General features: G+C 48.1%; 14 protein-coding genes. 9 read left to right on the top strand and 5 right to left on the bottom strand.

What is annotated here, in order from left to right; translation table 11 throughout:
- Positions 1-185: 185 nt before the first annotated feature.
- Positions 186-938: a Nif3-like dinuclear metal center hexameric protein gene (locus DQN52_RS04540; RefSeq protein ID WP_003785387.1), complete on the bottom strand. Its 753-nt coding sequence runs from the start codon at positions 936-938 to the stop codon at positions 186-188.
- Between the two features lie 129 nt (positions 939-1,067).
- Between DQN52_RS04540 and DQN52_RS04545 the strand changes: the two genes are divergently transcribed.
- Together DQN52_RS04545 and pta are read left to right on the top strand one after the other, a co-directional pair.
- The gene (locus tag DQN52_RS04545) at positions 1,068-2,651 is read left to right on the top strand and encodes an inorganic phosphate transporter (protein ID WP_003785389.1); all 1,584 of its coding nucleotides are present in this window, start codon (positions 1,068-1,070) and stop codon (positions 2,649-2,651) included.
- A 279-nt stretch (positions 2,652-2,930) separates the two neighbouring features.
- A complete protein-coding gene (gene pta, locus DQN52_RS04550; protein WP_003789388.1) occupies positions 2,931-4,424 on the top strand; it encodes a phosphate acetyltransferase in 1,494 nt (497 codons plus the stop codon).
- A gap of 60 nt (positions 4,425-4,484) precedes the next feature.
- On the opposite strand, the gene DQN52_RS04555 is transcribed toward pta, so the two are convergent.
- A complete protein-coding gene (locus DQN52_RS04555; protein WP_026036370.1) occupies positions 4,485-4,784 on the bottom strand; it encodes a hypothetical protein in 300 nt (99 codons plus the stop codon).
- Positions 4,785-5,011: 227 nt separating this feature from the next.
- Positions 5,012-5,824: a glutamate racemase gene (gene murI, locus DQN52_RS04560; protein ID WP_003785394.1), complete on the bottom strand. Its 813-nt coding sequence runs from the start codon at positions 5,822-5,824 to the stop codon at positions 5,012-5,014.
- 208 nt (positions 5,825-6,032) lie between these two features.
- Here murI and DQN52_RS04565 point away from each other — a divergent pair, with 208 nt between their 5' ends.
- From DQN52_RS04565 to prfB, 6 genes are all read left to right on the top strand, one after another.
- On the top strand, positions 6,033-6,992 hold the full coding sequence (locus DQN52_RS04565) for an acetyl-CoA carboxylase carboxyltransferase subunit alpha (RefSeq protein ID WP_003785398.1): 960 nt from the start codon (positions 6,033-6,035) through the stop codon (positions 6,990-6,992).
- 74 nt (positions 6,993-7,066) lie between these two features.
- On the top strand, positions 7,067-7,690 hold the full coding sequence (gene nadD, locus DQN52_RS04570; protein ID WP_032827660.1) for a nicotinate-nucleotide adenylyltransferase: 624 nt from the start codon (positions 7,067-7,069) through the stop codon (positions 7,688-7,690).
- Positions 7,691-8,135: 445 nt separating this feature from the next.
- On the top strand, positions 8,136-8,528 hold the full coding sequence (rsfS, locus tag DQN52_RS04575; RefSeq protein ID WP_003785402.1) for a ribosome silencing factor: 393 nt from the start codon (positions 8,136-8,138) through the stop codon (positions 8,526-8,528).
- Positions 8,529-8,543: 15 nt separating this feature from the next.
- Positions 8,544-9,527, top strand: a complete 984-nt coding sequence (locus DQN52_RS04580; RefSeq protein ID WP_003785403.1) for a tetratricopeptide repeat protein — start codon at positions 8,544-8,546, stop codon at positions 9,525-9,527.
- 2 nt (positions 9,528-9,529) lie between these two features.
- A complete protein-coding gene (gene rlmH / locus DQN52_RS04585; protein ID WP_003785404.1) occupies positions 9,530-10,000 on the top strand; it encodes a 23S rRNA (pseudouridine(1915)-N(3))-methyltransferase RlmH in 471 nt (156 codons plus the stop codon).
- Between the two features lie 4 nt (positions 10,001-10,004).
- Complete coding sequence (prfB, locus tag DQN52_RS04590; RefSeq protein ID WP_003785405.1) at positions 10,005-11,108, top strand: peptide chain release factor 2; 1,104 nt, start codon at positions 10,005-10,007, stop codon at positions 11,106-11,108.
- A gap of 69 nt (positions 11,109-11,177) precedes the next feature.
- Here prfB and folK read toward each other — a convergent pair whose 3' ends face one another.
- Both folK and smpB read right to left on the bottom strand, forming a co-directional pair.
- On the bottom strand, positions 11,178-11,669 hold the full coding sequence (folK, locus tag DQN52_RS04595) for a 2-amino-4-hydroxy-6-hydroxymethyldihydropteridine diphosphokinase (RefSeq protein ID WP_003785406.1): 492 nt from the start codon (positions 11,667-11,669) through the stop codon (positions 11,178-11,180).
- Positions 11,670-11,681: 12 nt separating this feature from the next.
- On the bottom strand, positions 11,682-12,128 hold the full coding sequence (gene smpB / locus DQN52_RS04600) for an SsrA-binding protein SmpB (RefSeq protein ID WP_003785407.1): 447 nt from the start codon (positions 12,126-12,128) through the stop codon (positions 11,682-11,684).
- Between the two features lie 626 nt (positions 12,129-12,754).
- Here smpB and DQN52_RS04610 point away from each other — a divergent pair.
- Positions 12,755-13,216 carry a four-helix bundle copper-binding protein gene (locus DQN52_RS04610; RefSeq protein ID WP_003785410.1) on the top strand — a complete coding sequence of 154 codons (462 nt, stop codon included), beginning with the start codon at positions 12,755-12,757 and terminating at the stop codon, positions 13,214-13,216.
- Positions 13,217-13,238 lie beyond the last annotated feature (22 nt).

Below are 13,238 nucleotides of genomic sequence, written 5' to 3' on the forward strand. Positions count from 1 at the left end.
CGGAACACACGCAAGTGGTGTTGAATAAAGGTGCAGACGGTGCAACAAAAAGTGCAGGCTGCCTCGTTGCCGTTTGGGACGCTTTTTAGCTACAAAATAGCTGAATCCAAACGCTTGGGCGGCAGCGCGATTAAACGAAAAAAATCGGCTCAATGCAAGCGAATTTTTGCGTTTGTTGTACTTTTTTACGCTGGATTGTTTTCATCAAAAAAATCAACGCGCAGATTAAATTCAGCAGCCAGCGCGTTGCCCAAAGCCTGCACGCCATAACGCTCGGTAGCGTGATGTCCTGCGGCGATGAATACTGCGCCTGTTTCGTTGGCAAGATGGAACTGCGCTTCGGAAATTTCGCCTGTTACATAAACTTGTGCGCCAGCGTCAATCGCTTGTTGAAAATAGCCTTGTGCGCCGCCTGTACACCACGCAATGCGGTGCAGGCTGCTTTGTGTATCGCCTGCAACAATGGGTTTGCGCCCCAAAACGCGTTCCATGTGCGCCAACAATTTGGGCAAGGTGTTTTGCTCGGCTGGCAGCGTGCCGATGTTGAGCAAATTTTGTTCGCCAAATTGCGTATCCAACGTCCAGCCTAGTTTTTGCGCCAGTTGTGCGTTGTTGCCCAGTTGTGGGTGTGCGTCTAGCGGCAAATGGTAGCCTACCATATTGATGTCGTGGCGGAGTAGGGTGGCGATGCGTTGTTTTTTCCAACCAATAATTGCAGTTGGTTCACTTTTCCAAAACATACCGTGATGCACCAACAGCATTTGTGCGCCCACTTGTGCGGCATGGTCAATCGCAGCGCGAGACGCGGTTACAGCGGTAACAATATGGCTAATCTGTTCCGCGCCTTCCACTTGCAAGCCATTGGGTGCGTAGTCTTTGAATTGGGTGGTGCAGAGCGTTTGGTCGCACCAAGTTAAAATATCGTGTCGTGTTGTCATTCGTGTTTTCCTTGTTGATAAAAAGTGCAGGCTGCTTTTGTTAAATAAATTTAAATTTTGTCATATTCCTGTCATATTTCGTGATTATACTGCCAGCCGTTACCTTGTTTCTATGAATTAGAGGAAATCATGCCGCAGACTAAACCTGTTGTAATGCACAAAACCAACGCCGCCTTTGCCATTTTGTTATTGGGCATGGTCGGCTATTTTATTTTTTGGGGATTGGGCTACACCAACCACAACCACGTTATTTTGTTTTTATTGGCGACCCTGTTTGGCGTGTTTATGGCGTTCAACATTGGCGGCAATGACGTAGCCAATTCGTTTGGTACATCGGTGGGTGCAGGCACTTTGACCGTGCCACAAGCCTTGTTGATTGCCGCCGTGTTTGAAGTCAGCGGTGCGGTGATTGCAGGCGGCGAAGTAACCGACACTATTCGCAACGGCATCGTTAAATTAGACAGCTTGCCGATGCAGCCATTGGATTTGATTTTTATCATGATGTCGGCATTGCTGGCGGCTGCGTTGTGGTTGTTGTTTGCCACCAAAAAAGGGTTGCCTGTATCCACCACGCACGCGATTATTGGCGGTATTGTCGGCAGTTCCGTGTCATTGGGCTTTATTGTTTCGGGTGAAAACAGTGACCCATTCAGTTTAGTTAAATGGTCACAAATTGGCACGATTGCCATTTCTTGGGTGTTGTCGCCATTGTTGGGCGGATTGGTATCGTATGGTTTGTTCTACTTGGTTAAGCGCAATATTTTGGACTACAACACCAAAGTAGAAGAACAACTCAAAGCCGTTAAAGCCGAGAAAAAAGCCTATAAAGAACAACATCGCCTGCGCTTTGAATCGCTAGACGAGCAAGAAAAAATCCAAGCTGCATCGGCAATGGCGCGTGATGCCCAAATTTATGACGAATTGGATTACGAAGCAGATGAATTGGAATCCAATTACTACAAAGGCTTGCACGAAATTGACCAACGCAAAAACAATATTGATGCGTTCAAAGCACTTTACACTTGGGTGCCAGCGATTTCGGCGATTGGTGGCATGGTGATTACGTCTATGCTGCTGTTTAAGGGCTTGAATAACTTGAACTTAAATATGAGCAATTTAACCAGCACCTTTGTGATTTTGATGCTCGGTGCAGGCATTTGGATTGCGACTTTTGTGTATGCCAAAACGCTCAAACGCAAAGATTTGGGCAAATCCACATTCCTGATTTTTTCGTGGATGCAAGTGCTAACCGCCGCAGGTTTTGCGTTTAGCCACGGCGCGAACGACATTGCCAACGCGATTGGCCCATTCGCTGCGATTATGGACGTGCTGCGTACCAACGACATTGGCGCAAATGCTCCTGTTCCGCCTGTTGCCATGCTGACGTTTGGTGTGGCGTTGATTGTCGGCTTGTGGTTTGTGGGCAAAGAAGTGATTCAAACGGTGGGCAAAGATTTGGCGGAATTGCACCCGTCATCGGGTTTTACCGCAGAATTGTCTGCTGCCAGCGTGGTGATGGGCGCATCTGTGTTGGGCTTGCCTGTGTCTAGCACGCATATTTTGGTGGGCGCGGTGTTGGGCATTGGCATGGTCAATCGCAACGCCAACTGGAAAATGATGAAACCGATTGGCTTGGCTTGGGTGATTACATTGCCTGCGGCGGCGGTGTTATCCGTGATTGGTTTCTTGGTTTTGCGTGCTGTGTTTATGTAATCATTTTTAAACAAAAAAAGCTGCCTGCACATTGAGAATTTCAATAGTGCAGGCTGCTTTTTCTATCAAAAATGGGTTTATAAAACACGCCAAATGCGCTATATTCGCCCAGTTTGGTAGGACGTTTCTATAGTTGATGCAATTATTTTTTAAGACAAGGCGACAACGCCCACCGTGTACGAATAGTACATAAGGACGTTGGCAACGTAGTATTAAAAGATAAGTGCATTAACTATATCCTGCTTGTTTGTGAACGCTTTTTCATCAAAGAGAAAAATCATGTCTAAAATTTTAATTGTTCCAGTTAATCGTCATATCAATGTGGCAGCGGTGGCACAAGCCGTTGCCAATGCTTTGCCCAATGCTGCGGTGTTCAATCCTTTGGCGGATTTAAATCGCGCACAAGATTTGTTGGCAGCAGGCAAAGGCGATGATTGGTTGGATAGCTTAATCGGCGAAGCATCGGCTTACGCACAAGCACAACTGGTTATTCAAGGCGTTGTGCCAGATGCAGACAATTTGTTGTTGTCGGCGCAAAACGTGGAATTGGCAACCGCATTCAACGCGCAAGTGGTGTTTGTGGTGTCTGGCGATAGCTCTACCGATGCTGCCAAACGTGTGCAGGCTGCTAAACAACTGTTCGCAGGCAAACAAGTGGTATTCGCTGGTGTGATTGCCGACAACCCCAAAACCGCAGAATTAACTAAATTAGCGTATTTGGGTTCAGCCGCGGCCGTGAGCGGCGTAGAAAAATTGGCTGGCGTAACAACTGACCGCGTATCGCCTGCCCAATTCCGTTTTGACATGATGCAAGCAGCGCAAAAAGCCAACAAACGCATCGTGTTACCTGAAGGCGCAGAGCCACGCACCGTTCGCGCCGCTGCCATTTGCCACGAAAAAGGCATCGCTCGTTGCGTGTTGTTGGCGCACCCACACGCTGTTCACGCCGTTGCACAAGAATTGGGTATTACTTTGCCAAGAAGCTTGGAAATTATTGACCCAGAAAGCATTGCCGAACAATATGTTGCGCCAATGTGCGAGTTGCGTAAATCCAAAGGCTTAACCGAAGAGCAAGCCCGTGAACAGCTCAAAGACACGGTGGTGCTTGGCACGATGATGATGGCGCAAAACGATGTCGATGGCTTGGTATCGGGCGCGGTTCACACCACCGCCAACACCATTCGCCCTGCCTTGCAGTTGATTAAAACCGCCCCAGGCGCGAGCATTGTGTCTAGCGTGTTCTTTATGTTGTTGCCAGGTCAAACGGTGGTGTATGGCGACTGCGCGGTAAACCCCAACCCCAATGCCGAACAGTTGGCAGAAATCGCCATTCAATCGGCAGACAGCGCAAAAGCCTTTGGCATTGAACCACGCGTGGCGATGATTTCGTATTCCACTATCAATTCGGGCAGCGGGCCAGATGTGGACACCGTGATTGAAGCCACCAAATTGGTTAAAGAAAAACGCCCCGATTTGGCGGTGGACGGTCCATTACAATACGATGCGGCGGTGGTGGAAAGCGTTGCCAAATCCAAAGCACCCAACAGCCCTGTGGCAGGCAAAGCAACCGTGTTTGTGTTCCCTGACTTGAACACAGGCAACTGCACCTACAAAGCTGTACAACGCAATGCCAACGTGTTGAGCGTTGGCCCAATGCTGCAAGGTTTGCGTAAACCTGTAAACGACTTGTCGCGTGGCGCATTGGTGGAAGATATTGTTTATACGATTGCGCTGACTGCGATTCAAGCGGTGCAAATGGAACAGGCTAAATAATTGGCGTGAATATGAAAAGCAGCCTGCACTTTTTGTTGATAGAAAGTGCAGGCTGCTTTTTTATTCACATTTCAACTGATGCGCCTTGTCCGCAAACGCATTATTAGCAATAGTACACAATTTTTCGCGCATGGCAGGTTCGGCAGCAGGCAGCGATTGGAACAGCATTTTTGTGTTGCCCTGATGAAACAACGATGCTTTTTCGCCTGCTTTTTCGTAACACGTTTGCGCGCGTTTGAAATAGTTTTGACACGCGGCAGGCAGTTGTTCCAGTGTTAATGGCTCGTGCTTGTGCATTCCGTGCGCCCATGTTGCCGAGCCAGTTAAAAGCGTCATCATGATAAAAAGAGTGGATTTCATCTTATTTTTCCTTTGTTGATTACAGCAACTTTGTTCCCTCTCCTTTGGGAGAGGGTTAGGGAGAGGGAAAATTGTTGAGTGCAATAACTTTTCGCTATTGCTGAAAGGTTTACCCTCTCCCCAGTCCTCTCTCACAGGAGAGGGAGTAGGGTGGCGTATAGATAAATATTGGTTGATAAAAGTGCAGGCTGCTTTTTGTGTGATTTTAAACCTGCACAGTTACTTTGTTACCCCAATCGCATCATCTCAATCTGTTCCAAACTGCGCCCCAAAAAGCGTTCGCCAATCGTTTGAAAGCGCAGGGGAATATCGGATACATAAAAGCGATAATCGGGTATGGCGGTGCTGGGATTGAGCAAATCGGTAGCAGCCAAAGCCTGTGCAGTCGCTTCGGCGGTGGTGGTGGAGCTGTCCACCAGTTCAATATACGGTGCTTCGTGCTTAATCGCGGCTTTGAGTAGCGGAAAATGTGTGCAACCCAAAATCAGTGTGTCAATTTGGTCTGCCAAAAGCGGTTTTAAATATTCGTGAATGGTTAAGCGCGTTACTTCGTGGTCAAGCCAGCCTTCCTCTACCAACGGCACGAGCAGCGGCGTGGCTTGCGATAAAATGCGCGTGTCGGGATTTTGCGCGTGAATGGCGCGAGCGTAAGCATTGCTGTTTACGGTGGTGCTGGTGGCAATCACGCCAATGTGGTTGTTGCGCGTGGTGGCAAGTGCGGCTTGTGCGCCTGCTTCAATCACGCTCAACACGGGTATATTGCCAGCCATTTGCTGGACTTTTTTATAGGCAACCGCGGCGATGGTGTTGCACGCAATCACAAGGGCTTTGACTTCGTTTTGCAGCAAAAATTCGACGATTTGCGTGGTAAATTCTTCAATCGTGTTACGCGATTTTACGCCGTAAGGCACACGCGCCGTGTCGCCAAAATAGACAATGTTTTCGTTGGGCAGGCGTTCCATTAGGGCGCGAACCACGGTCAAGCCGCCTACGCCCGAATCAAACACGCCAATGGGTTTTTGTTTGCGCTGATTATTCATAATAATGTGTGCAGGCTGCCTGCAAATGGAAAACGCTTATTCTAACCAAAATCGTGCAAAAAGGGGGCAAATCGCGTATCATGGGCAACATTTTTCGTGCAGGCTGCTTCAAAATGGGCAGCGGCACATAAGTTTAGAGTAGATAGCCCAAATGAACAACAAAGCGGTATAATCTACACCAGTTTGATATAGATACGAGACTCGTTTTATGAAACCTATTTTCTTGGACTTTGAGCAACCGATTGCCGAGCTAACCAACAAAATTGAAGAATTGCGCTTAATGCAAGACGATTCTGCGGTGGATATTTCCAAAGAAATCAACCAACTGCAAAAGAAAAGCGCAGATTTAACCAAATCTATTTTTGCCAAACTCACGCCCGCTCAAGTGTCGCAAGTATCACGCCACCCACAGCGTCCCTACACATTGGACTACATTGACGCGCTTTGCACCGATTTCCAAGAGCTGCATGGCGACCGTCATTTTGCCGATGACGATGCCATTGTCGGCGGTTTGGCGCGATTCAACGGTCAAAGCGTGGTGGTGATTGGACATCAAAAAGGGCGCGATACCAAAGAAAAAATTCGCCGTAATTTTGGTATGCCACGCCCAGAAGGTTATCGCAAAGCCTTGCGTTTAATGCAGTTGGCAGAAAAATTCAAATTGCCCGTGCTGACGTTTGTGGACACACCAGGTGCATACCCAGGTATTGGCGCAGAAGAGCGCAACCAGTCCGAAGCCATTGGCAAAAACTTGTATGAATTGACCAAATTGCGTGTGCCTGTGATTTGCACCGTGATTGGCGAAGGCGGTTCAGGCGGCGCATTGGCGATTGCGGTGGGCGATTACGTTAATATGCTGCAATATTCCACTTATTCTGTGATTTCGCCCGAAGGTTGCGCGTCTATTTTGTGGAAAACAGCAGAAAAAGCACCCGATGCCGCCGCAGCATTGGGCATTACGGCAGATCGTTTGCACAAGCTGAATTTGGTGGATAGAGTGATTGAAGAACCATTGGGCGGCGCACATCGCGATTATGCCGAGCTGATGAAGCGCGTGAAACAAGCGCTAGAAGAACAACTACGCGAAGCACGCGATATGCCTATGGACAGATTGCTCACACGCCGTTTTGACCGCATTATGGCGTATGGTCAGTTTGTAGAAAAATAACCACCAAGCAGCCTGCATTTTTTGTTTACCAAATGTGCAGGCTGCTTTTTTTAGTCAACAAAATCAATAAAATCATGCAAAAACTAGGTTTATTTGGCGGCAGTTTCAATCCGCCACACAACGGACACGTTCACATCGCCCAAGCCTTTGTCGATGAATTGCAGCTAGACAATGTGATTTTTTTGCCAGCAGGCAACCCCTATCACAAAAGCAGCCTGCACATTGACGCAGAACATCGTTGGCAAATGACACAATACATCATCGAACTGGATTCGCGTTTTGCCGCTAGCGATGTGGATTTAAATCGCGCAGGAGCAACGTATACCATTGATACCATAAACATTTTCCGCCAATTCTATCCACAAGCCGAATTGTGGTGGCTAATGGGCATGGACAGCTTGATGACGCTGCATACTTGGAAACACTGGCAAACGCTGGTGCGCCAAGTAAATATTGCCGTTGCCGCACGAGCAGGGCAAATGCTGACGCAATTACCCCATGCGCTGCACGATTATGTGGGCAACGCGCTGCAAACAGGCAGCCTGCACTTTTTAAACGTGCCCATGTTGGATATAAGCTCTACGCAAATTCGCGCTGCGTTGGCACAACAGCAAGATGTGTCGGCATGGTTGCCCAAAACGGTGGCGGATTATGTGCAGCAGCAGAAGTTGTATCAAAACCCAAACACGGCGGCTTGATTGGCGGTGTGATGAACCTATTTCTCACACCATATTCTAGGCTATGAACCACAACGAAAGGTCAATCAAATGAAACACAAAATGATGAAATTCGCTGCGCCCTTGCTGGCAATGATGTTGGCAATGCCTGCATATGCGGATAATCCACCCACGGCACAAAGCGGTCTTGGCTATATGTATCGGTAAGGCTTGGGTGTAAAACAAGATTACGCCAAAGCGCGTGCTTTATTTGAAGCAGCAGGCATTGAGGGTTTAGATATAGTGAATACAGGTTCTAAATTTAATTCACTATAATTTGAATTATATGAACCGCAACAATCTGCGCTAATCCCAAAAATCCACCGAAAGCAGCCTGCACTTGGTTTGTATTCAAAGTGCAGGCTGCTTGAATTGCCCAAATACGCTATAATGCGCGTCTTTAAAATCTTTTTGAAATACAAATAAAATGAACGAACAAGAATTACAAAACCTACAAAAAATGGTGGACATCGCCGTAAACGCGCTGGAAGACATCAAAGCCAAAGACATTGTGGTGCTGGATACCAGCGAAAAAACGTCTTTGTTTGCGCGTATGATTATTGCCAGCGGCGACAGCACTCGCCAAGTAAAAGCACTCACCAACAACGTGGCGGTGGACTTGAAAGAAGCGGGCTTCACAATTTTGAGCAGCGAAGGTCAAGACAGCGGCGAATGGGCGTTGGTGGACGCAGATGATTTGGTGGTACACGTTATGCTGCCAGCCGTGCGCGATTTTTATGACATTGAAGCCTTGTGGGGCGGCGAAAAACCGTCATTCCACGCAGGCGCAGCCAAACCTTGGCACGCAGCAGATAACTAAACTTGCACCGCCATTATGTTAGCCAAAACTTTGAACAAACGGCTGCAGCAAGAGCGCGAATTGTTGCACGCCTACGATTTAGCCGCAGCCCGGAAATCCATTCGCTACACGCACAAACACGCCATCGCATCGTTTGGCGAAAACAGCGTGGAATGTGCAGGCTGCTTGCTCAATTTGGGCATTTGGCATGAATTGTCGGGCGAATATGCGGCGGCAGAACCCCTGCTCAAACAGGCAGAGCAGATTTTTCGGCAACATTTGCCTGCACCGCACCCCGAAATCGCAACCGCGCATTTTTATCAAGCGCGAGTGCTGTATCGCCAAGCCAAATTTGACGAAGCTGTGCAAGCGTTTTGGCAAGTGCTGGTGCAATATCAAGAAGCTTATTTCCCCCAAACTGACCATGTGGACATTGCGCGGACGATTCAATGGCAAGCGTATTCGCAAATGCAGTTGAAAAATCAACAAGAGCAAGGCTTGTCCAACCAAGAAAAAGCAGCGGCAATGTTTGAGCGTTTGTTGGGCATGAATCACGCCGAAACGGCGATGGCATACACTTATGTGGCGGAATGGTATATGCGTGGCGAACACCGTCTGCACGGCTTATCGGTTTTGCAACACACCTTGCCCACCGCGCAGCAACACGCAGGCAGCCTGCACCCCGACACGGCTTATGTCGCTACCCAGTTGGCAATTTGCGAAGACGTATCAGGTTTGCACGACAAGGCGCGAGAACACTTTGCCCTTGCCAAACATATCTACGAACAAAGCGTGGGCGAACAGCACCCTTTGTATGCCGAATTTTTGATTGGTTTTGCTGAACACCACGCCGTGCACGGTTATGTGGAACAAGCGTTGCGCTACTATCATCAAGCATTGGAAATTTTTACCGCCTGCATGGACGAAGACTTTATTGGCATTCCGTTTGTGATTAAACGCATTGCCATGTTGATGATGCGCCATTTGGCTGATGAAGAATCCAGTAGCGAAAACGAATAACGATGAATATCACGGTATTAGCAGTAGGCACAAAAATGCCGCGGTGGGTAGATGAAGCGGTAAACGAATACGCCAAACGCTTTGGACGAGACGTTGCCTACACGCTCAAAGAAATCAAACCCGAAAAACGCGGCGCAGGCGTAAACGCCACACAAGGCATGGCAGCCGAAGAAAAACGTATTTTAGAAGCTTTGCCCGATAACGCTTATTTGGTGGTGCTAGACGAACGCGGCAAAGCTCCGACATCGGTGGAATTAGCAAGCAGCCTGCAACGCTGGCAGCAAGACGGCGAACACGTTTGCTTTGTGATTGGTGGCGCAGACGGCATGACCGACACGCTCAAACAAAAAGCCAAAATGATGTTGCGCCTATCCAGCCTGACTTTGCCGCATGGCATGGTGCGCGTGTTGCTCACCGAGCAGCTCTATCGCGCCGTATCCATTTTGCACAATCACCCGTATCACAGAGAATAGAATCATGGAACAAGAACAAATTAATCAATTAAACAACCAGTTAAACGATTTAGCCAAACGCAATGACGACATTCGCGTGTATATGGACTATCAAGGCAAAAAAGACCGTTTGGAAGAAGTCGTCGGCTTATCCGAAGACCCCGATTTATGGAACGACCCCAAACGCGCCCAAGACATTGGCAAAGAGCGCAAATTGTTAGAAGGCGTGGTTTTGACGTTGGACAAAATTACCAACGGCATTGACGACAACCGCGAATTGATTGACATGGTGGTAGAAGAGGGCGATGCAGACGGTTTTGCCGCCATTATTGCCGATGTTGCCGAACTGGAAAAACAAATGGCAGACTTGGAATTCAAGCGCATGTTCAACCAGCCAGCCGACCCGAACAACTGCTTTATTGACATTACCGCAGGCGCAGGCGGCACAGAAGCCGAAGACTGGGCAGGCATGTTGTTGCGTATGTACACGCGCTACGCCGAGCGCAAAGGCTTCAAAGTGGAAGTGATTGAGCAAGACGATGGCGAAATCGCAGGCATCAACAACGCCACGCTCCGCATTGAGGGCGAATACGCCTATGGCTTGTTGCGTACCGAAACAGGCGTACATCGCTTGGTGCGCTATTCGCCGTTTGATTCCAACAACAAACGCCATACATCGTTCTCATCGGTGTTTGTGTACCCAGAAGTGGACGACAGCTTTGAAGTGGAAATCAACCCAGCCGATTTGCGTACCGACACTTATCGCGCATCGGGCGCAGGCGGTCAGCACATCAACAAAACCGATTCGGCGGTTCGCATTACGCACATTCCAACAGGGATTGTGGTGCAATCGCAAAGCAGCCGTTCGCAGCACGAAAATCGCCGCATTGTGATGGAAATGTTGCGCTCTAAACTGTTTGAACTGGAAATGCGTAAACGCAATGAAGAAAAACAAGCCTTGGAAGAGGGCAAATCCGATGTGGGTTGGGGCAGCCAAATTCGCTCGTATGTGTTGGATTCATCGCGCATCAAAGATTTGCGTACCAGCTACGAAGTCGGCAACACCAAAGCGGTGTTGGATGGCGATTTGGATGGCTTTATTGAAGCGAGTTTGAAACAGGGCGTGTGATATTTTGTTATACAAAAAAAGCAGCCTGCACTTTTTTGTAATAGAAAGTGCAGGCTGCTTTTTGCGTGTTTACGCCGATTCCAGCAGCCGAACCATGCTGTTATCGTGTAATTGTGCGGCTAATTCTTGCGCGGTTTGCGTGTCGTGTAACACAAAATCGGGCGCGATTTCGGCAAGTGGCAGCATCACAAATCCGCGTTCGTGGGCGCGTGGGTGCGGCAAGGTTAGCTGTTCGCTGTTCCATTTTTCGTGATTAAAATCAATCAAATCCAAATCCAAAGTACGCGGGGCATTGCGAAAACTGCGCTCGCGTCCAAATTGCTGCTCAATCGCGTGCAGTTGCGCCAACAGTTCGGGCGCAGCAAGCGAAGTCTGCACCATACCCACCGCGTTGATAAAATCGGGCTGGTCAAGGTAGCCCACAGGCGCGGTGCGATACAAAGACGACACGCGCAGCAACGCCACGCAGGGCAGGGCGGCAACGGCGGCAATGGCTTGTTTGATTTGCTGTTCTGGCTGCTGCAAATTGCTGCCAAAGGCAATAATGGCGATGTTTTTCATGTGCAGGCTGCTTTATCGTGCGTTTTTCATCAAGCGTTGTTTTTCGCGTTTCCAATCGGCTTCTTTGGACGATTCGCGTTTGTCGTGCAGTTTTTTACCTTTTGCCACGCCAATTTCCATTTTGATTTTGCCACGATGAAAATGCAGATTAAGCGGCACAATCGTGTAGCCAGAACGTTCCACTTTTTCAATTAACTTGTTGATTTCGCGTTGATTGAGCAGCAGTTTTCGCGCACGAACAGGGTCGGGTTTGATGTGTGTGGACGCGGTCGGCAAGGCGGTAATGTGGCAGCTAACCAAATAAAACGCATTTTTTTTCCAGTAGATATAGCTTTCTTTGAGCTGCACGCGTCCTGCGCGAATGGCTTTGACTTCCCAGCCTTCTAGCACCAAACCTGCTTGAATTTGCTCTTCAATAAAGTAATCGTGAAAAGCCTTGCGGTTGTTGGCAATAGACATTTTTGTCTCCTAAATAAATGATTTTGACGCGTGATTTTAGCAGAAAACGGCAAGGTGCATGGTTTGGCGTGGATTTGCCTTATTTTTTGCAGCGAATAACACGATTATAGTGATTTAAATTTAGATTAGTACGGCGTTGCCAACTCCCTTATGTACTAGGTGTACACGGCGGTCGTTGTCGCCTTGTCCTAATCTAAATTTAAACCACTATATTTGCTGCATGATTTCATGTAAATAAGCAAAGGAATGGCCTGATGCAATAACCGAAAATCGGTGGCAATGGCAAATTGTTCGCGTGATACATCCTTGCGCGACATCAACGATTTGTTGGAAAAAGGCATTTTGTAGAAATCGGAAAGTGGTAGGCGAAGTGTGTTTTATGTGTTAGCCAATCGTTATAGTGAATTAAATTTAGATTAGTACAGCGTTGCCAACTCCTTTATGTACTAGGTGCACACGGCGGTCGTTGTCGCCTTGTCCTAATCTAAATTTAATCCACTATAATCTAAACTGCGGTTATGGATATGGAAAATTTAACAAACATTTAAAATATTGGTTATAATCCGTCCAGCGTTTAATTTTGTTTTACGCGACATTTCTATTTTTTAACATAAGGAAAATCAAGTATGAATCGCCGTCAATTTATTGGTAGTACCGCTGCCGTTTCTTTATCTACAATGGCTGCTATGGCTTCCGCGCACGATGCCCACAACCACGCAGGACACGCGCATCATGGCGCGGCTGCGGCAAGCACCAATCCATATGAATCTATCCGCTTGGCGGCTGGTTATTGCTATGCCGCAGGCAATGTGTGCTTGGCGCACTGCATTCGCTTGTTGTCGCAAGGCGATACCAGCATGAAAGATTGTGCCACCAACGTAAACCAAATGTTGAACTTGTGTGGCGCGTTGTCTAATTTGGCGGCGCAGCAGTCGTCATTAGTGCCAGCATTGGCAAAAGTGGCGTTGCAAGCGTGTCGTGCTTGTGCCGAAGCCTGCAAAGCACACGCATCACACCACGCCGAATGCAAAGCCTGCTACGAATCTTGCTTGGCTTGCATTGCCGAATGTGAGAAATTCGCTGCGTAAATTGTGTTGAAATAACAAAGCA

This window comes from Kingella kingae (genome assembly GCF_900475905.1).
In the GTDB taxonomy this organism is placed as follows: Bacteria; Pseudomonadota; Gammaproteobacteria; order Burkholderiales; family Neisseriaceae; genus Kingella; species Kingella kingae.

What these genes read in the sequence shown, in the direction of transcription:
- rsfS (WP_003785402.1), top strand. Translation starts at nt 8,136, where the DNA reads ATGAACGAACAAGAATTACAAAACCTACAAAAAATGGTGGACATCGCC.
- DQN52_RS04610 (WP_003785410.1), top strand. Translation starts at nt 12,755, where the DNA reads ATGAATCGCCGTCAATTTATTGGTAGTACCGCTGCCGTTTCTTTATCT.
- DQN52_RS04565 (WP_003785398.1), top strand. Translation starts at nt 6,033, where the DNA reads ATGAAACCTATTTTCTTGGACTTTGAGCAACCGATTGCCGAGCTAACC.
- pta (WP_003789388.1), top strand. Translation starts at nt 2,931, where the DNA reads ATGTCTAAAATTTTAATTGTTCCAGTTAATCGTCATATCAATGTGGCA.
- DQN52_RS04555 (WP_026036370.1), bottom strand. Translation starts at nt 4,784, where the DNA reads ATGAAATCCACTCTTTTTATCATGATGACGCTTTTAACTGGCTCGGCA.
- DQN52_RS04540 (WP_003785387.1), bottom strand. Translation starts at nt 938, where the DNA reads ATGACAACACGACACGATATTTTAACTTGGTGCGACCAAACGCTCTGC.
- DQN52_RS04545 (WP_003785389.1), top strand. Translation starts at nt 1,068, where the DNA reads ATGCCGCAGACTAAACCTGTTGTAATGCACAAAACCAACGCCGCCTTT.
- smpB (WP_003785407.1), bottom strand. Translation starts at nt 12,128, where the DNA reads ATGTCTATTGCCAACAACCGCAAGGCTTTTCACGATTACTTTATTGAA.
- folK (WP_003785406.1), bottom strand. Translation starts at nt 11,669, where the DNA reads ATGAAAAACATCGCCATTATTGCCTTTGGCAGCAATTTGCAGCAGCCA.
- DQN52_RS04580 (WP_003785403.1), top strand. Translation starts at nt 8,544, where the DNA reads ATGTTAGCCAAAACTTTGAACAAACGGCTGCAGCAAGAGCGCGAATTG.
- prfB (WP_003785405.1), top strand. Translation starts at nt 10,005, where the DNA reads ATGGAACAAGAACAAATTAATCAATTAAACAACCAGTTAAACGATTTA.
- rlmH (WP_003785404.1), top strand. Translation starts at nt 9,530, where the DNA reads ATGAATATCACGGTATTAGCAGTAGGCACAAAAATGCCGCGGTGGGTA.
- nadD (WP_032827660.1), top strand. Translation starts at nt 7,067, where the DNA reads ATGCAAAAACTAGGTTTATTTGGCGGCAGTTTCAATCCGCCACACAAC.
- murI (WP_003785394.1), bottom strand. Translation starts at nt 5,824, where the DNA reads ATGAATAATCAGCGCAAACAAAAACCCATTGGCGTGTTTGATTCGGGC.